This window comes from Nonomuraea sp. NPDC052129 (assembly GCF_040680095.1).
Classification (GTDB): domain Bacteria; phylum Actinomycetota; class Actinomycetes; order Streptosporangiales; family Streptosporangiaceae; genus Nonomuraea.
The window spans coordinates 380213-397657 of the sequence record NZ_JBFAVX010000006.1 but is presented as its reverse complement, the minus strand read 5'-3'; the positions used below and the strand labels follow the sequence as shown (position 1 = coordinate 397657).

Here is a 17445-nt window from a genome sequence, read left to right as displayed (position 1 = left end):
GAGTGACATAGCGGACACGCCGCGCAGTGCGTGGCCTCTGCGCTGCTTCACTCTGGCAGGATGGTCTTGATGAAGGTTCCGGGGAGCAGGATGCCGGGCCTCCGCGCTAGGAAGGTCACGGACCTTCCCGGTGTCACGGCAGTGGCGAGAGTCGATCGGCGGACTAAGAGGCTGACCAAGCGCCTCCAGCCCGGTGAAATAGCGATTATCGACCACGTCGACGTGGACCGGGTCAGCGGGGAGGCGCTTGTCGCGTGCGGAGTGTCGGCCGTGGTCAACGTCGCCGCCGGCATCAGCGGACGCTATCCCAACCTCGGCCCGCAGATCATCATCGAGTCCGGGGTGCCCTTCGTCGACAACGCCACCCAGGATCTGTTCGAGCGGGTCAAGGACGGCGATGTCGTCCGGATCCACGACGGGGTCGTCTACCTCGACGGTGACGTGGTCGGCAAGGGCGAGGAGCAGACCCCCGACGCGGTCGAGGCCGCCATGGCCGAGGCGCGCGCCGGTCTCGCGGTGCAGATCGAGGCGTTCGCCGTCAACACGATGGAGTACGTCCGGGGCGAGGGCAAGCTGCTCATCGACGGAGTCGGCGTGCCGGACATCCGCACCCCCATGGAGGGCCGGCATGTCCTGATCGTGGTGCGCGGCTACCACTACAAAGAAGACATCGCCACCTTGCGCCCCTACATCAGGGAATACCGCCCGGTGCTCGTCGGGGTCGACGGCGGTGCCGACGCGCTGCTGGAGGCCGGCTACCTGCCCGACGTGATCGTCGGCGACTTCGACTCTGTCTCCACCAAGGCGCTGAGCTGCGGCGCCGAGCTCGTCGTGCACGCCTACCGCGACGGCAGGGCGCCCGGCCTGGAGCGCGTCCACCAGCTCGGCCGCGAAGCGGTGATCTTCCCCTCCACCGGCACCAGCGAGGACATCGCGATGCTACTGGCCGACGACAAGGGCGCCGAGCTGATCGTGGCGGTCGGCACCCACGGCACGCTGGAGGAGTTCCTCGACAAGGGTCGTTCGGGGATGGCCAGCACCTTCCTCACCCGGCTGCGGGTCGGCAGCAAGCTCATCGACGCCAAGGGAGTGAGTAGGCTCTACCGAAGCCGCATCTCGACGTCCCAGCTGCTGCTGCTCGTGATCACCGCGTTGATCACGATGGGCGTCGCGCTCTTCCTGTCGCCGATCGGCCAGACCTGGCTGAACGGCATGCAAGATTTCTGGAACGCCTTCATCTTCTGGTTGGTCGGACTCTTCTCGTGATCGATTTCCGCTATCACCTCGTGTCCATCGTCGCGATCTTCCTCGCGCTGGCGGTCGGCATCGTCATGGGCACCACGCTGCTCCAGTCGCCCGCCATCGAGCTGGCCAGACGGACGAGCGACCAGATGACCAAGGACAACACCAGCCTCAGAGCCACGATCGACGCATTGCGGGGCAGGGAGGCGGGCAACGACTCCTTCGTCACCGCGCTCACCGCGCAACGCGTCGCGGGCCAGCTGACCGGCCAGCACGTCGTGCTCATCGAGGCGCCGGGCTCCAACGCCACCTACCGCGAGGCCGAGCAGCAGGTGCTGGCCCAGTCGGGCGCCGTGGTCACGGGGCGTGTCGTGCTGAGCGAGAAGTTCGTCGACACCAAGCAGAGCGGTGTGATCGACGGCCTGGCCAACAGCCTTAAACCGGACAACATCACCTTCCCTGCCGCGATCACCGCGTACCAGAAGGCCGGCGCCGTGCTGGCCGCCGCCGTGATGACCACCGACCAGGCGGTGGCCGGCACCGCCAACCCGGCCACCGGCGCGGTCCTCGGCGGCTTCGAGGAGGGCGGTTTCCTCAGCGTCGAAGGCGATCCGAGCAAGCGGGCCACACTGGCCGTGATGTTCGCCCCGGAGAAGCCGTACGAAGGCGAGAACGCCGAAGCCCAGGCCGACGCCCTCGTCTCGCTCGTGAGCGGCCTCGACGCCGGCGGAAAGGGCGCGGTGGTGACGGGCACCGCCGCCACCGCCGCCGTCTCCGGAGGCGTGGTCGGCGCGCTGCGCGACGAGGGCGAGATCGCCAAGCGTGTCTCGACCGTCGACACGCCCGACATGCCCGCGGGCCGGATCGTGATCATCGACGCGCTTCGCGAGCAGCTGAGCGGCCGCGCCGGCCACTACGGCATCGGCACGGGAGCCCCTACATTCCAGCCCGCGGCACCGACCGCGACCCCGTCCCCCACCCAGTCAGGGAGCTGACATGGCTCGTGGCCTCCTCTACGCCCTCGCCGGTGCCGCGATCGGCGCCGTCGCGGCCCGCGCCGCCTACACCGCCTTCACCCGCCTGGCGCCGCGCGCCGACGAGAAGGAGCCGGGCCGCTGGACCCGCACCAACCACCGCGGCGAGCCGATCACGCTGCTGGAGGGGCCCGCGTTCGTGGCCGGCTCCGGCGCGGCGGCCGCGCTCGCGCCGGGTCTTCCGCCCCGCGTACGCCTGGCGGCGCTGCTGGCCGGGGTCGGCAGCGGAGCGCTCGGCGCCTACGACGACCTTTACGGCACGACCAAGTCCAAGGGCTTCAAGGGGCACCTGACCGCGCTGGGCCGCGGCGAGGTGACCAGCGGTGCGGTCAAGATCCTCGGCATCGGGGCCACCGGGCTGGGCGCGGCGGCGCTCGTCTCGCGGGGGCCGGTCGACACGCTGGTCAACGGCGCGGCCATCGCGGGCACCGCCAACCTGGCCAACCTCTTCGACCTGCGACCCGGCCGGGCGATCAAAGTGGGCCTGCTCACGGGCGGGCCGCTGCTGGCGGCCTCGCTCTTCCGCGACGCGCCGCTGACCGCCGCGCTAACCGCCGTGCCCCTGGGCGCCGCCGCCGCGCTGCTCCCCGACGACCTCGGCGAGCGGGCGATGCTCGGCGACGCCGGGGCCAACGCGCTGGGCGCGCTGCTCGGGCTGGCCGCGGTGACCAAACTGGGGCGTCGGGGGCGGTTCGTGCTGCTCGGCACGGTGGCGGCGCTGACGGCGGCGTCAGAGAAGGTCAGCTTCACCAAGGTCATCGCCGGTAATCCGGTGCTCAACCGGCTGGACATGCTCGGTCGCCGTCCCGTCGACGCGGCGTGAGTCGGCGTCCCGTCGATGTGGTGTGTGGTGCCCTGTGAGCTGCGTGGTGCGAGGTCTGTGCCCTGTGGCGCTGTGTGAGTCGTTGTCCTGTTAGGTGATGGGGCGCCCTGCGCGATTGTCGGTGCGGCCTGCCAGGATGTTCGCGTGATCGGGTTCGGGGCGGGGCGGGTGTGGTGAGGGAGCGGCTCGTCCGCGGCGTCGCCGGTGGGGCGCTGCTCATCGGGGCCATCACCGTGCTGGCCCGGGTCGCCGGGTTCGCCAAGCAATACGCGTTCGCCCAGACGGTGGGCACCAACTGCCTGGCGACGGCCTACGCCACGGCCAATGGGATCCCCAACATCGTCTTCGAGGTCGTCGTCGGCGGCGCGCTCGCCGGGATGGTGGTCCCGGTGCTCGCGGGAGCCGGGCCGGGGCACGATTCGAGCGGCGGCCCGGACCGGGAGCGGATCGGGCGGATCAGTTCGGCGCTGCTGAGCTGGGTGCTCGTGGTGCTGGTGCCGCTCGGCGTGCTGACCGCGGTGCTCGCGGGGCCGATCCTCGGGCTGTTCTTCGGTAACGCGGTGCCCCACTGTGACCTGAGCGAGGTGACCGCGGTCGCCACCCGCATGCTGGTCGTCTTCGCCCCCCAGATCCCGCTGTACGGCGTCGCGGTCGTCCTCTACGGCGTGCTCCAGTCCCACCACCGCTTCGCCGGGCCCGCCGTCGCCCCGCTGGTGTCCAGTCTCGTGGTCATCGTCGCCTACCTGCTGTTCGTGCCGCTCAGCGGCGGGATCAGCGCTCCGGCCCGGGAGTTGGGGCCCGCCGAGCTCGCGCTGTCCGTGGGCACCAGCCTCGGGGTGCTGGCCCTGGTGCTGACCGTGATCGGCCCGGTCGCCGGGCTCGGGTTGCGGTGGCGGCCCACGCTGCGCTTCCCCGACGGCGTGGCCGTCCAGGTGCGCAGGCTCGCGCTGGCCGGGGTGGCCGCGCTGATCGCTCAGCAGGCCGCCATGGCCATGGTGGTCGTGCTGTCCAACCGGGAGGTCGGCAACGGGGCCATCGTGGTCTACAACTACGCGTGGGCGATCTACCTGGTGCCCTACGCGGTGCTGGCCGTGCCCATCGCCACTAGCGCCTTTCCGCGGCTGTCCGCGCAGGCGGGCAGCGGCGACACGGCGGGGTTCGCGGCGCTCGCGGCGCGGACCACGCGGGCGGTGGTGCTGGTGTCGGGGCTGGCCGCCGGGGTGCTCGCCGCGGTGGCCGAGCCCGGGGCGGTGGTGTTCCTCGGCTTCAAGAGCGACGTGCCCGCGCCGGATTTCGCCCGCGCGATCGCGCTGTTCGCGCCAGGGCTCGTCGGCTACGGGCTCATCGCGCAGCTGAGTCGTGTCCTGTACGCGGCCGGGCGCGGGCGGGCCGTGGCAACGGGCACCGTGCTGGGGTGGGGCGTCGTCATGGTGGCGCAGACCGTGTTCGCGCTGACGTTTCCCGGTGACTGGAAGCTCGGGGGGCTGGCGCTTGGCATGACCACCGGGATGACGGTGGGGGGCGCGCTGCTGCTCGCCTCGGTGGTGCGGGCGCGGGGGCGCGTTGCGGTGGCCGGGCTGGGCCGGGCCGCGCTGGCCTCGGTCGCCGGCGGTGGCGCGGGTTACCTCGCCGGCGCGGCGGTCGTGGGGGTGCTGGGGGCGCGGGGCATCTGGCCCAATGTCGGGGCGACCGTGCTGGCGGCGCTCGCGGCGGCGGTCGCCGGCGGCGTGGTGGTGGCGCTGGTGGACCGGCCGACGGCTCGGGCGGTGGCCGGTTCGTTCAGGCGTGGATCTGGGAAGTGAGGAGCGGCTGTGCGGGTGGCGTTCGTGCTGGGCACCACGTCCGGGGGGACGGGACGGCATGTCCGGATGCTGGTCGAGGGGCTCATCCGGCGTGGTCATCGCGTGGTGGTCGTGGGGCCGGCGAGCGTCGAGGAGCAGTTCTCGTTCGGGGAGGCCGGGGCCCGGTTCGTGGAGGCGCCGATGTCGGATCGGCCGCATCCGGTCAATGACCTGCGGGCCGTGCTCGCGATCCGGCGGGTGACCAAGGACGCCGACGTGGTGCACGCCCACGGCCTGCGGGCCGGAGCACTGGCCGGGCTGGGGCTGTGGGGCCGGGTGCCGCTGGTGGTGACGTTGCACAACGCGCTCACCGCCGGGGGGCTGATCGGGGTCGTCTACGGCGGGCTCGAACGGGTGGTGGCCAGGCGGGCCGACCAGGTGCTGGTCGTCTCGCCCGACCTGGGGGAGCGGATGAGGGCGCTGGGGGCGCGGAAGGTGGGGCCGGCCGTGGTGCCCGCGCCCGTGCCGCGGGCCGCCCGGCGTTCGCCGCAGGAGGTCAGGGCCGAGTTGGGGGCCGGGCGGCGGCCGATCGTGCTGACCGTTGCCAGGCTGGCCCAGCAGAAGGGCTTGGAGACTCTCCTCGACACCGCTCGCGGGCCCTGGGCGGGCAAGGGTGAGACGCCGCTGTTCGCGGTGGCGGGGGATGGGCCGTTGCTCGGCGAACTGCGGCGCAGGATCGAGGCCGAGGCGCTGCCCGTGATGCTTCTGGGTAACCGGGATGACGTGCCCGACCTGCTCGCCGCCGCGACTGTCGTGGTGTGGGCGAGCAGGTGGGAGGGCCAGCCGTTGAGCGTGAGCGAGGCCCTCATGGTGGGGCGGCCGGTCATCGCGACTGCGGTGGGCGGGGTCCCCGATCTGCTGGCCGGGGCTGGGATCCTGGTGCCGTACGGGGACGTGGCGGCGCTGCGGGGTGCCGTACAGGATGTGGTCGGAGACGGCGCCGAGGCGGCGCGGCTGGCCGGGGCGGCGGCGCGGCGGGGGGCCGAGCTTCCGGATGCCGACGAAGCGGTGGAAAGTGTGCTGAATGTCTACAGACAGTCAAGACAGCACGAATGATTAGGCGAGACTTACGCGTTCTCATATACTGCGTGCGTTAGGGAGGGGAGTATCCCTTCGCGGCAGCCTCGTCATCACGGTGTAGTCCCGCTCCACGGGGCCCCCGGGGCTGCCGGTCCGCGTGTTTGGCGGGCGGGAGAGACCTCCGGCGCTCTGTTTTTGCATGCCGGAGGTAGACCACGTGATCGTACCTGTTTGGGCCTGGATCGCCGTCATAGGCGGCCTGCTGGTCGTTCTCGCCATCGACCTCTGGATCGTCGACCGCGGTGAAGCCCGTGAGTTCTCGATGCGGCAGGCCGGATACTGGGTCACGTTCTATGTGCTGCTCGCCGTGGTGTTCGGCGGTCTGCTGTGGGCCACGCTCGGCGGCGCCAAGGCGGGGGAGTTCTTCGCCGGCTACATCACCGAATACAGCCTGAGCGTCGACAACCTGTTCATCTTCTTCATCATCATGAGCAGGTTCGCGGTGCCCAAGGCGTACCAGCACAAGGTGCTGCTCGTCGGGATCCTGCTGGCGCTGGTCATGCGCGGCATCTTCATCGCGCTCGGCGCGGCGGCGCTGGAGCGGTTCAGCTGGTTGTTCTACGTCTTCGGCGCCTTCCTGGTCTACACCGCGATCAACCTGATCCGGCAGCACCTCAAGGGCGACGAAGAGGAGTTCAACGAGAACATCCTGCTCAGGTGGGTGCGCAAGGCCTTCCCCACCACCGAGGGCTACGTCGGGTCGAAGGTCACCGTCAAGATCGACGGGCGTCGGATGGTCACCCCGATGCTCATCGTGATGGTCGCCATCGGCAGCACCGACCTGCTGTTCGCGCTCGACTCGATTCCCGCCATTTTCGGACTCACCAAGGACCCGTTCATCGTCTTCGCGGCCAACGCGTTCGCGCTGATGGGACTACGTCAGCTCTACTTCCTGCTGGGAGGCCTGCTTCAGCGGCTGGTCTACATCAGCTATGGACTTGCGTTCATATTGGGCTTCATCGGGGTTAAGCTCATATTGGAGGCACTGCATGCCAGCGAGGTCTCCTGGGCGCCCGAAATCCCCATCTGGGTCTCGCTCACGGTCATCGGCGCCACCATGGTCATCACCACCGCGGCCAGCCTGATCAAGGCCCGTGTCGATGCGCGCAAGGGCGAGGAAGCCAGCAGGGCTAGCTAAATGGCTTTCGAGGCGCTTTGCTTGAGAAGTTGCGCCGTGTAATAGTTGCTGACTCTGTAACATCACGGCAAAGCGCCCAGTCCAGTCACCATCGAAGGTTGTACGTGTCAGACGATTCTGCCAAGACGGGCCGCGTGCGGCTCGCGCGCGGGGTGTCCCCGTGGCTCTTCCCCACCGTCGCCGCCGCGGCCACCACCGCGCTGCTGACGCGCCGGGACCGTCGATGGGCGCTGGCGGCCGTGCCGCTGGGCGCCCTCACCGGTGCCATGCTCTGGTTCTTCCGTGACCCGGACCGCACGCCGGGCGAGGGGCGGATCCTGTCACCGGCCGACGGCGTCGTGCAGAGCATCGACCCGCAGGCCGACGGGCGCACCCGCGTCGCGATCTTCATGAGTCCGCTGAACGTCCATGTGAACAGGGCCCCCCTTGCGGGAAATGTCACCTCCGTGCAGCATGTGGCGGGTGGGTTCCTGCCGGCTTTCAACAAGGACAGCGACCAGAACGAACGCGTGGTGTGGCATTTCGCGACGGCGCTCGGCGACGTCGAGATGGTGCAGATCGCAGGCGCGGTGGCGCGCAGGATCGTGCCATACGTGACCGTCGGCGCCAAGGTCTCGCAGACCGAGCGGATCGGGCTCATCAGGTTCGGTTCGCGGGTCGACATCTACCTTCCCGAAGGGATCTCGTCCGCGGTGTCCGTGGGCGAGAAGACGGTTGCGGGGGTGACCAGAATTGACCGCGGCTGACGCCGGCAGCTGGCAGGCCGACGACGAAGAACCTCGAGGACCCGTTGGCAAGGCATTCCGCCTGTCCGCGGCGGACTCGCTCTCGCTGGGCAACGCCATCTGCGGGTTCCTCGCGGTGTGCGTCCTGGCCTCATCGGCGATCCAGTCGCTCAAGGCCGGGGGCGACTTCACGCCCGCGCCGAGCTACTTCGCGACCGCCGTGGTGCTGCTGCTCATCGGCGCCACCTGTGACCTGTTCGACGGCTTGGTCGCGCGGCGCTTCCGCGCCTCCGCCATGGGCGCCGAGCTCGACAACCTCGCCGACGTGATCAGCTTCGGGTTCGCGCCCGCGTTCATGGTCGTGATCTGGGGTGGTTTCACGGACAAGGTGCCGTTCGCCGCTGTGGTGGCCGCTGCCGCGGCGGTGCTGGTCGCCGGTGTCGTTCGGCTGGCGCGGTTCGCCTGCGTCAAGACCAAGAGCGGCGACTTCATGGGCCTGCCCATTCCCATGGGCGCCATGACCGTCATCTCGATCGTGATGCTGTTCCAGCCGAGTCTTTACTCGTTGCTCGCGGTGCTCGGCGTGGCCTGGCTGATGGTGAGCCGGATCGAATACCCCAAGCCCAAGGGGCAGCTCGCCGCGGTGGTGCTCGGATGGATCATGATCAATGTGGCCTTCCTGACCTTCTGGGTGGCCTGGCCCGAGGGTGGCGACCTGCCCATCAAGATCGGCGCCACCATGCAGATCGCGCTCGTGGCGGCGATCCCGCTGCGGGTGCTGTTCTACAAGCGTGAGCAGCGCAGGGAAGCCGAGCGCATCGGCAGCTGAGCGGATACGTCCGCCGTCATCCGGGTGGTGATGGAGCCATGTCGGCCACGCCGCGCGAGCACACGCGTACGTACTTTCTCGCGAAGCTGGCCAGGGAGCTGGAGCTGCACGGGCTGACCACTACCCTGCTGCCCTACCCACCCGCGCTGCGGGTCAGCGATCCCGACACCGTGATGCTCGTCGAGACGGTCGACTGCGTGCCGCTGCCGGAGGGGTGGTTCTACCGCTGGTCGTGGGGCGAGGTCGTCGGCCTCGCCGACGATCCCGCCCTGGCCGCCCAGCGGATCGCCCGAGTCCTGGCGAACCGCTGACGTTGGCGGGTCTTACCAGCCTCGGGCCTTCCATTCCGGCAGGGACGGGCGCTCGGCGCCGAGTGTGGTGTCCTTGCCGTGGCCCGGGTACACCCATGTGTCGTCGGGCAGCCGGTCGAAGATCCGCTCGGCGACATCGCTGAAGAGCTGGGCGAAGCGCTCCGGGTCCTTCTGCGTGTTGCCCACCCCGCCCGGGAAGAGCGAGTCGCCGGTGAACAGGTGTCGCCCCTCGTCGCCGCCGTCGTACAGCAGGGCGATCGAACCCGGCGTGTGACCGCGCAAGTGGATCACCTCGAGGTCGACCACGCCGACCGTGATCCTGTCGCCGTGCTCGACCGTGCGGTCGACCGGGATCGGCAGGCCGGGCGCGTCGAGCGGGTGCGCGATCACCTGGGCGCCCGTCACCTTGGTCACCTGCTCCAGCGCCTGCCAGTGGTCGCCGTGCTGGTGGGTCGTGACGATCGCGCTGATCGGCTGGTCGGTGATGAGCGCCAGCAGCCGGTCGGCCTCCGCGGCGGCGTCGATCAGCAGGCCGTCGCCGGTCTGGGTGCAGCGCAGCAGGTAGGCGTTGTTGTCGAACGGCCCCACTGCCAGCTTGCAGATCGACAGCTTCGGGAGCTCGCGTACGTCGGCGGGACCGCCGACCTGGACGTCACCTGTGTAGGTCATGGGTAGTCCTTCGGGGGCGTCGCGGGCAGATCAGCGGGGGCGGGCATCGTCATCCAGGGCGGCGCCACGGGAACCGGCGTTGACAGCCGCCCCTCCGTCACCACCCTAACGCCCGTGCCGTCGGATCTCCCGATGAGCCATGCCAGAACGTCGGCCGCGTCGCCCTCGACCGCCGGCCCGGGGCCCAGGTCGCGCCACGTCCGCCCACCGCGCAGGGTGATCTCGCTGACGGTGCTTCGCGCGTACGGCCAGCACCGCAGGCAGTCGTGGAGTTCCCGGTCGACGAACGTCTCGGGCCAGTCCGCCGGGCCGTAGCCCGCGCCGAGGTCCACGTGGTGTACTTCGACCTCGCGCAGCCGCCGTACGAGGATGTACCAGGCGGGGTGCGGCGGCGGGCGCATGGCCGAGACGGTCGCCCGCCACGCCGCCTCCGGGAGGTCGTGGATCTCGGCGGCCAGCCGGGCGTCGGCGGCCGCCAGCTCGGCGACGTGCTCGGCGGGAGTACGGCCCGCGCCCGCCTCGATGCCCGCCTCCCGCGCCGCGCCGGTCGGGTACTGCGGCGTCTCGACGCCGGTCCTGGCCCAGGTCAGCAGGTTGATGTGGCTGTCGGCGTTCGCCGCCACGTGGGCGAGCACGTGGCCCCTGGACCAGCCCGGAAGGAGCGAGGGGGCGGCGACGTCGTCCTCGGTAAGGGACGCCGCCGTGGCCAGGAAACGGGCGGTCGACGCGGCCAGCTCGGCCTGGAGCGTCAGCAGAACGGTCATGCCGGATATTTCATCATTCGGGGGGTTCTGGGGACTGCTGGGGGCATAAAATGGCTGGTCACGCGGTTGACGGCTAAAGGCCACCTGCAGGGGTGGGAGTAGGCCGTAACCTGGTAGCGACGGATTTTCGGGGTTCGACGAGCGGGCCGCCGAAATTGTCGGAGCCCCCGTCTACCATCCCCCGTGGACCTATCCGCCTTTCGACATCCGGGATCGCCGTGGCAGACCGCCTGATCGTGCGTGGTGCACGAGAACACAACCTCAAAGACGTCTCGCTGGACCTGCCGCGAGACTCTCTGATCGTCTTCACCGGCCTGTCCGGCTCGGGCAAGTCGAGCCTGGCCTTCGACACGATCTTCGCTGAGGGCCAGCGGCGTTATGTCGAGTCGTTGTCGGCCTACGCCCGCCAGTTCCTCGGTCAGATGGACAAGCCCGACGTGGACTTCATCGAGGGCCTGTCACCCGCGGTGTCGATCGACCAGAAGGCCACCAGCAAGAACCCCCGCTCGACCGTCGGCACGATCACCGAGGTCTACGACTACCTGAGGCTGCTGTGGGCGCGCATCGGCAAGCCCCACTGCCCGGTGTGCGCGCGGCCGATCGCCAGGCAGATGCCGCAGCAGATCGTCGACCGCGTGATGGACCTGGAGGAGGGCACCCGCTTCCAGGTGCTGGCCCCGGTCGTCAGGGGTCGCAAGGGCGAATACGCCGAGCTGTTCCGAGAGCTGCAGACCAAGGGCTTCGCCCGGGCGCGGGTCGACGGCGTGATCATCCGGCTGGAGGAGCCGCCCACGCTGAAGAAGCAGGAGAAGCACGACATCGAGGTCATCGTCGACCGGCTGTCGGTGAAGGAGTCGTCGCGCCGGCGGCTCACCGACTCGGTCGAGACCGCGCTGCAGCTGTCCGGCGGCACGATCACGCTGGAGTTCGTCGACCTGCCCGAAGGCGATCCCAACCGCGAGCGCTTCTACTCCGAGCATCTCTACTGCCCCTACGACGACCTGTCGTTCGAGGAGCTGGAGCCCCGCTCGTTCTCCTTCAACTCGCCTTTCGGCGCCTGCCCGGAGTGCACGGGGCTCGGCACCAAGATGGAGGTCGACCCCGACCTGGTCGTACCCGATCCGGAGTCCACGCTCCGAGACGGCGCGCTCCACCCCTGGTCGGGCGGCCACACCAGCGAATACTTCGTCAGGCTCGTCGAGGCGCTCGGCCACACCATGGGCTTCACCCTCGACACGCCGTGGGAGAAACTGCCCAAGGCCGCGCAGAAGTCCCTGCTGTTCGGCCACGACGAGCAGGTGCACGTCCGCTACAGCAACCGCTACGGCAGGCAGCGCTCCTACTACACGACCTACGAGGGCGTCATCCCGTGGGTCCAGCGCCGGCACGTCGAAGCGGAGAGCGACTCGACCCGCGAGCGGTTCGAGGGCTACATGCGCGAGATCCCGTGCCCGGCCTGCAAGGGCGCCAGGCTCAAGCCGGTCACGCTGGCCGTCACCGTCGCGGACAAGTCGATCGCCGACGTGTCGTCCATGTCGATCGGCGAGTGCGCGGAGTTCCTGTCCGAGCTCAAGCTGTCCGACCGCGACATGCAGATCGCCGAGCGGGTGGTCAAGGAGATCAACGCCCGCATGGGCTTCCTGCTCGACGTCGGCCTCGACTACCTGACCATGGACCGCGCCGCCGCCACCCTGGCGGGCGGCGAGGCCCAGCGCATCCGGCTGGCCACCCAGATCGGCTCCGGCCTGGTCGGCGTCCTGTACGTCCTGGACGAGCCGTCGATCGGCCTGCACCAGCGCGACAACATGCGGCTGCTCGACACGCTGATCAGGCTGCGCGACATGGGCAACACGCTGATCGTCGTCGAGCACGACGAGGACACGATCGCGGCCGCCGACTGGGTGGTCGACATCGGTCCGGGCGCGGGTGAGCACGGCGGCCAGGTCGTCGTGTCCGGCACCGTCCAGGAGCTGCTGGCCAGCGAAGAGTCGATGACCGGCCAATACCTGTCCGGACGCAGGAGCATCCCGATCCCCGCCAAGCGCCGCAAGCGCGACAGGAAGCGGCAGATCACGGTCAAGGGCGCGCGCGAGCACAACCTCAAGGGCGTCGACATCGAGTTCCCGCTCGGCCTGTTCACCGCGGTCACCGGCGTGTCGGGGTCCGGCAAGTCGACCCTGGTCAACGACATCCTCTACAACGCGCTGGCCAAGGAGCTCAACGGGGCGCGCACCGTGCCCGGGCGGCACTCCCGGATCAACGGCATCGACCAGGCCGACAAGGTCGTCCACGTCGACCAGTCGCCGATCGGGCGCACCCCGCGCTCCAACCCGGCCACCTACACCGGCGTGTTCGACCACGTACGCAAGCTGTTCGCGGCCACCACCGAGGCGAAGGTGCGCGGCTACCAGCCGGGACGCTTCAGCTTCAACGTCAAGGGCGGCCGCTGCGAGGCGTGCGCCGGCGACGGCACCATCAAGATCGAGATGAACTTCCTGCCCGACGTGTACGTCCCATGCGAGGTCTGCCACGGCGCCCGCTACAACCGGGAGACGCTGGAGGTCCACTACAAGGGCAAGACGATCTCCGAGGTGCTCGACATGCCGATCGAGGAGGCGCTCGGCTTCTTCGACGCGATTCCGGCGATCAAGCGCCACCTGCAGACGCTCAACGATGTCGGCCTCGGCTATGTACGGCTCGGGCAGCCCGCCACGACCCTGTCCGGCGGCGAGGCGCAGCGCGTCAAGCTGGCCTCCGAGCTGCAGCGGCGGCAGACCGGGCGGACGATCTACGTGCTCGACGAGCCGACCACCGGGCTGCACTTCGAGGACATCCGGCGGCTCCTCGGAGTGCTCGGTCGGCTGGTCGACGGCGGCAACACGGTGATCGTCATCGAGCACAACCTCGACGTCATCAAGACGGCCGACTGGGTGATCGACATGGGGCCCGAGGGTGGCTCGCGGGGCGGCACGCTGGTCGCCACGGGGACGCCTGAGGAGATCGCGCTGGTGGACGAGAGCCACACGGGGCGCTTCCTGCGCAAGATCCTCTCGCTCTGAGGTTCCCTTTTCTCCAGGGTCTTTCTGTACGGCGGGTGGCCGCCGTACAGAAACCCGGGGACCGGCCGTGTCCGTCGGCACGAGACGGTCGGGCCCGGCCTGGTGATGGCCGGGGTCCGAAGGGGCGCGGGGGTCCCTAAGGGGGCGTCATGAGGTCCCGGCAGCAAGGCGATCACAGCCACCCCTCGGAGGGGCGGGTCCCTTAGGGGTCCGGCAGCAAGGCGGTCACAGCCCCAGCAGGTGCGGGTCCCTGGGGTGCCGGTCGGGCGTTGAACGGTCGGGCGGACCTGTGGGGTCTACGTCGGGTGAGGCGCGGTGGCTCGGGATTCGCGGCCTCGCGGCGATGACCCGGGCGGGGGACCGAGGGGTGTCGGCAATAAAGTTGACCCGACGATAGCGGCCTGGCCTGCAGGGGGTCAGTGGCCACGGGGAAGGGCTCACACCATGGGGATCACGGAGCTGGGCAGCGCCATGCCCGAAATCGGGCGTCGCGAGGCGTTGGGCGTGGCCGGACTGGCGGCGTGCGGTCTCGCGGCCGCGGGGTGTGGCGGCGGCGCCAGCGCGGAGCCGGCCGGGATCAAGGGGCAGGTGCTCGCCAAGACCGCGGACGTGCCCGTGGGCGGCGGCGTCCTGGTGGAGAAGTACAAGATCGTCGTCACCCAGCCGGCGAAGGGCGTCTTCAAGGCGTTCAGCGCGGTCTGCACGCACAAGGGCTGCGCCGTCGGCTCGCCCGAGGAGAACGTGATCACATGCGGGTGCCACGGCAGCGAGTTCGCCGCCGACAGCGGCAAGGCGCTCAAGGGCCCGGCGACCGCGCCGCTCGTGGCTTATCAGGTCAAGGTCGTGGGTGACGGCGTCGTGGTGGCCTGAACAGGTAATTCTGCGTGGTTCCCGGGATTGGCGTACGGCACGCTGAACCGGCGCGAGGGCGCTGGCCGTACCTGAAGTGAGAACTAGACCTGGGAGGACGCAATATGACCGAAACGACGCGCCGGGCGGTGGTGCTCGGGGCCGGAGGCGCCGGGCTCGCAGTGGTGATGACCGCTTGCGCGAGCTACGGCTCGCCGACGACCCAGGCGAGTGAGGCACCCGCGGCCGACGAGCCGTCGTCCGCGGCCCCGAAGAAGAAGAAAGCCGCCGCCGGCAAGGCGCTCGCCGAAACCGGCGACATCCCCAGCGGGGGCGGGAAGGTCTTCGAGAGCCAGAAGATAGTCGTCACCCAGCCGACGGAGGGGGAGTTCAAGGCGTTCACGGCGGTCTGCACCCATCAGGGATGCACGGTCGACGAGGTCGCGGACGGCACCATCAACTGCCCGTGCCACGGGAGCAAGTTCAAGATTTCAGACGGTTCCGTCGCAGGTGGCCCGGCTTCCGAGCCGCTCGCGGAGAAGAAAATCAAGGTCAGCGACGGTAAGATCACGCTCGCCTAGCGGGTCCTCATGAATTTCTCACCTGTGTGCGGTTGGGTGAGCTCATGGGAGATGACTTTCAGAGTCGCAGAGCGATGATCGCCGGTGTGGGCGTGGGTGGCCTGACACTGGCGCTGACCGCGTGCGGCAGTAACGACGCCGCGAGCGGCGCGCAGACCTCGACCGCCGATACGCAGTCGAGTGCTCCGGCGGCCGCGGGCGGCGCATTGGCGAAGACCTCCGACATCCCCGTGGGCGGGGGGACGGTCTTCAAGGAGCAGAAAGTGGTGGTGGTGCAGCCCAAGTCGGGCGAGTTCAAGGCGTTCAGCGCGATCTGCACCCACCAGGGCTGTACGGTCGGCGGCGTCGCGAACGGGATGATCGACTGCCCGTGCCACGGCAGCAAGTTCAAGATCGACGACGGATCCGTCTCCGCCGGACCGGCCAAGAAGCCGCTTCCTGAGCAGCAGATCAAGGTTGAGGGAGACCAGATCACGCTCGCCTAGGCGCACGCCCGCCGTACCAGGACGACTGGTACGGCGGGCCGCCTTGTCGGTGGGGCCCGTTAGTCTTTGAACGTGGCGAGATCAGCGCGCAGTCCCCTGAGTTTCCGCCCCCAATCGGGGTCCATTCCCGACTCTCCGGGGGTCTACCGGTTCAGGGACGCGCATGGCCGGGTGATCTACGTCGGCAAGGCCAAGAGCCTGCGGCAGCGGCTCAACTCCTACTTCGCCGACTTCTCCGCGCTGCATCCGCGCACCCAGACGATGCTCACCACCGCCGCCGACGTCGACTGGACGGTGGTCGGCACCGAGGTCGAGGCGCTGCAGCTCGAATACTCCTGGATCAAGGAGTTCGACCCCCGCTTCAACGTCAAATACCGCGACGACAAGTCCTACCCCTACCTCGCCGTCACCATGGGCGAGGACTTCCCGCGCGTGCAGGTGATGCGGGGCGCCAAGCGCAAGGGCACCCGCTACTTCGGCCCCTACTCCCACGCCTGGGCCATCCGCGAGACCGTCGATCTGCTGCTGCGCGTCTTCCCCGTCCGCACGTGCAGCGCGGGAGTGTTCAAGCGGGCCGGGCAGATCGGCCGCCCGTGCCTGCTCGGCTACATCGACAAGTGCTCGGCGCCGTGCGTGGGCCGGGTCACCCCGGAAGAGCACCGCCTCCTGGCCGAAGACTTCTGCGACTTCATGGCGGGCAACACCGGCCGCTTCATCAAGCGGCTGGAGCGCGACATGCGCGAGGCCGCCGCGGCGCAGGAATACGAGCGGGCCGCCAGGCTCCGCGACGACATCCAGGCTCTGCAGCGCGCGCTCGAGAAGCAGGCCGTCGTCCTCGGCGAGGGCACCGACGCCGATGTGATCGCGCTGGCCGAGGATCCGCTCGAAGCCGCCGTCCAGGTCTTCTACGTGCGCGGCGGCCGCATCCGCGGTCAGCGCGGCTGGGTGGTCGACAAGGTCGAGGAGAGCTCGCCGGGTGAGCTGGTGGAGCAGTTCCTGCTGCAGATGTACGGCGAGGCGGGCGCCGAGTCGATGCCCCGCGAGGTCCTCGTGCCCGTGCTGCCGCCCGACCACGAGGCGATCACCGAGCTGCTGTCGGAGCAGCGCCGCGCCCGCGTCGAGGTCCGGGTGCCGCAGCGCGGCGACAAGAAGTCGCTGATGGAGACCGTCGAGCGCAACGCCAAGGAGTCGCTCGCCCAGCACAAGATCCGCCGGGCCGGCGACCTGACCACCCGCAGCAAGGCGCTGCAGGAGATCGCCGACGCGCTCGACCTCGACCAGGTGCCGCTGCGCGTCGAGTGCTACGACGTCTCCCACCTGCAGGGCGAGAACGTCGTGGCGTCGATGGTGGTGTTCGAGGACGGCCTGGCCCGCAAGAGCGAATACCGCCGCTTCGCCGTCAAGACCAAGGAAGGCGACGTCGCCTCCATCTACGAGGTCATCCAGCGGCGGTTCCGGCGCTACCTGGAGGAGCGCTCGAACACCGGGGAGCTGGCGGCCGACGACGACGCCGACGGACCCAACGAGCCCATCGACCCGGAGACCGGAAAGCCGCGCAAGTTCGCCTACCCGCCCAATCTGGTCGTGGTCGACGGCGCGGGTCCCCAGGCGGCCGCCGCCCAGCGGGCGCTCGACGAGCTCGGCATCGATGACGTCGCCGTGTGCGGCCTGGCCAAGCGGCTCGAAGAGGTGTGGCTGCCCGGCGACGACCAGCCGGTGATCATGCCGCGCTCCAGTGAGGGACTCTACCTGCTGCAACGCGTGCGGGACGAGGCACACAGGTTCGCCATCACCTACCATCGTGCTAAGAGGTCCAAGACCGTGAAGGAGAGCGCGCTCGACACCGTGCCCGGCCTCGGACCGGCGCGTCGGCAGGCGCTGCTCAAACACTTCGGCTCCGTGAAGAAGCTGCGCGAGGCCACCGCCGCCGAAATGTGCGAGGTCCCCGGCATCGGCCCGGCCATCGCCGAGGTGATCGCGTCGACGCTGAAGGGGGAGGGACAGTGAGCCCGCCG

General features: G+C 69.7%; 16 protein-coding genes. 14 read left to right on the top strand and 2 right to left on the bottom strand.

The window, feature by feature from the left end:
- Positions 1–69: 69 nt before the first annotated feature.
- From steA to AB0L53_RS17810, 9 genes are all read left to right on the top strand, one after another.
- Positions 70–1266: a putative cytokinetic ring protein SteA gene (gene steA, locus AB0L53_RS17850; RefSeq protein ID WP_363994521.1), complete on the top strand. Its 1197-nt coding sequence runs from the start codon at positions 70–72 to the stop codon at positions 1264–1266.
- Complete coding sequence (locus tag AB0L53_RS17845; RefSeq protein ID WP_363994519.1) at positions 1263–2237, top strand: copper transporter; 975 nt, start codon at positions 1263–1265, stop codon at positions 2235–2237. The genes steA and AB0L53_RS17845 overlap by 4 nt, the downstream gene beginning before the upstream one ends.
- 1 nt (position 2238) lies before the next feature.
- Positions 2239–3099, top strand: coding sequence for a hypothetical protein (locus tag AB0L53_RS17840; protein ID WP_363994516.1), 861 nt, complete (start codon positions 2239–2241; stop codon positions 3097–3099).
- A gap of 173 nt (positions 3100–3272) precedes the next feature.
- A complete protein-coding gene (locus AB0L53_RS17835; RefSeq protein ID WP_363994513.1) occupies positions 3273–4901 on the top strand; it encodes a lipid II flippase MurJ in 1629 nt (542 codons plus the stop codon).
- A 9-nt stretch (positions 4902–4910) separates the two neighbouring features.
- A complete protein-coding gene (locus tag AB0L53_RS17830; RefSeq protein WP_363994510.1) occupies positions 4911–5996 on the top strand; it encodes a glycosyltransferase family 4 protein in 1086 nt (361 codons plus the stop codon).
- 181 nt (positions 5997–6177) lie between these two features.
- A complete protein-coding gene (locus tag AB0L53_RS17825) occupies positions 6178–7158 on the top strand; it encodes a TerC family protein (protein ID WP_358447821.1) in 981 nt (326 codons plus the stop codon).
- Between the two features lie 104 nt (positions 7159–7262).
- Entirely contained in the window at positions 7263–7904 is a 642-nt protein-coding gene (locus AB0L53_RS17820; protein WP_357958355.1) for a phosphatidylserine decarboxylase, read from the top strand.
- Complete coding sequence (gene pssA, locus AB0L53_RS17815; protein WP_357958358.1) at positions 7891–8712, top strand: CDP-diacylglycerol--serine O-phosphatidyltransferase; 822 nt, start codon at positions 7891–7893, stop codon at positions 8710–8712. The genes AB0L53_RS17820 and pssA overlap by 14 nt, the downstream gene beginning before the upstream one ends.
- Before the next feature lie 38 nt (positions 8713–8750).
- On the top strand, positions 8751–9023 hold the full coding sequence (locus tag AB0L53_RS17810; protein WP_363994505.1) for a hypothetical protein: 273 nt from the start codon (positions 8751–8753) through the stop codon (positions 9021–9023).
- 12 nt (positions 9024–9035) lie between these two features.
- On the opposite strand, the gene AB0L53_RS17805 is transcribed toward AB0L53_RS17810, so the two are convergent.
- Together AB0L53_RS17805 and AB0L53_RS17800 are read right to left on the bottom strand one after the other, a co-directional pair.
- Positions 9036–9692: an MBL fold metallo-hydrolase gene (locus AB0L53_RS17805; RefSeq protein ID WP_363994502.1), complete on the bottom strand. Its 657-nt coding sequence runs from the start codon at positions 9690–9692 to the stop codon at positions 9036–9038.
- On the bottom strand, positions 9689–10456 hold the full coding sequence (locus AB0L53_RS17800) for a maleylpyruvate isomerase family mycothiol-dependent enzyme (RefSeq protein ID WP_363994499.1): 768 nt from the start codon (positions 10454–10456) through the stop codon (positions 9689–9691). The genes AB0L53_RS17805 and AB0L53_RS17800 overlap by 4 nt, the downstream gene beginning before the upstream one ends.
- A gap of 218 nt (positions 10457–10674) precedes the next feature.
- Between AB0L53_RS17800 and uvrA the strand changes: the two genes are divergently transcribed.
- The 5 genes from uvrA (at position 10675) to uvrC (ending at position 17437) form a co-directional block, all read left to right on the top strand.
- On the top strand, positions 10675–13515 hold the full coding sequence (uvrA, locus tag AB0L53_RS17795; protein ID WP_363994496.1) for an excinuclease ABC subunit UvrA: 2841 nt from the start codon (positions 10675–10677) through the stop codon (positions 13513–13515).
- A gap of 444 nt (positions 13516–13959) precedes the next feature.
- Positions 13960–14385, top strand: coding sequence for a Rieske (2Fe-2S) protein (locus AB0L53_RS17790; protein WP_363994493.1), 426 nt, complete (start codon positions 13960–13962; stop codon positions 14383–14385).
- Between the two features lie 104 nt (positions 14386–14489).
- On the top strand, positions 14490–14945 hold the full coding sequence (locus tag AB0L53_RS17785; RefSeq protein WP_358540427.1) for a Rieske (2Fe-2S) protein: 456 nt from the start codon (positions 14490–14492) through the stop codon (positions 14943–14945).
- A gap of 74 nt (positions 14946–15019) precedes the next feature.
- The gene (locus AB0L53_RS17780) at positions 15020–15430 is read left to right on the top strand and encodes a Rieske (2Fe-2S) protein (protein WP_363994490.1); all 411 of its coding nucleotides are present in this window, start codon (positions 15020–15022) and stop codon (positions 15428–15430) included.
- A gap of 96 nt (positions 15431–15526) precedes the next feature.
- The gene (gene uvrC / locus AB0L53_RS17775; protein WP_363994583.1) at positions 15527–17437 is read left to right on the top strand and encodes an excinuclease ABC subunit UvrC; all 1911 of its coding nucleotides are present in this window, start codon (positions 15527–15529) and stop codon (positions 17435–17437) included.
- Positions 17438–17445 lie beyond the last annotated feature (8 nt).

Excerpts from the sequence above, each read along its gene's own strand:
- steA (WP_363994521.1), top strand. The coding sequence starts at position 70 with ATGAAGGTTCCGGGGAGCAGGATGCCGGGCCTCCGCGCTAGGAAGGTC.
- AB0L53_RS17840 (WP_363994516.1), top strand. The coding sequence starts at position 2,239 with ATGGCTCGTGGCCTCCTCTACGCCCTCGCCGGTGCCGCGATCGGCGCC.
- AB0L53_RS17810 (WP_363994505.1), top strand. The coding sequence starts at position 8,751 with ATGTCGGCCACGCCGCGCGAGCACACGCGTACGTACTTTCTCGCGAAG.
- AB0L53_RS17805 (WP_363994502.1), bottom strand. The coding sequence starts at position 9,692 with ATGACCTACACAGGTGACGTCCAGGTCGGCGGTCCCGCCGACGTACGC.
- AB0L53_RS17800 (WP_363994499.1), bottom strand. The coding sequence starts at position 10,456 with ATGACCGTTCTGCTGACGCTCCAGGCCGAGCTGGCCGCGTCGACCGCC.
- AB0L53_RS17790 (WP_363994493.1), top strand. The coding sequence starts at position 13,960 with ATGGGGATCACGGAGCTGGGCAGCGCCATGCCCGAAATCGGGCGTCGC.
- AB0L53_RS17785 (WP_358540427.1), top strand. The coding sequence starts at position 14,490 with ATGACCGAAACGACGCGCCGGGCGGTGGTGCTCGGGGCCGGAGGCGCC.
- AB0L53_RS17780 (WP_363994490.1), top strand. The coding sequence starts at position 15,020 with ATGATCGCCGGTGTGGGCGTGGGTGGCCTGACACTGGCGCTGACCGCG.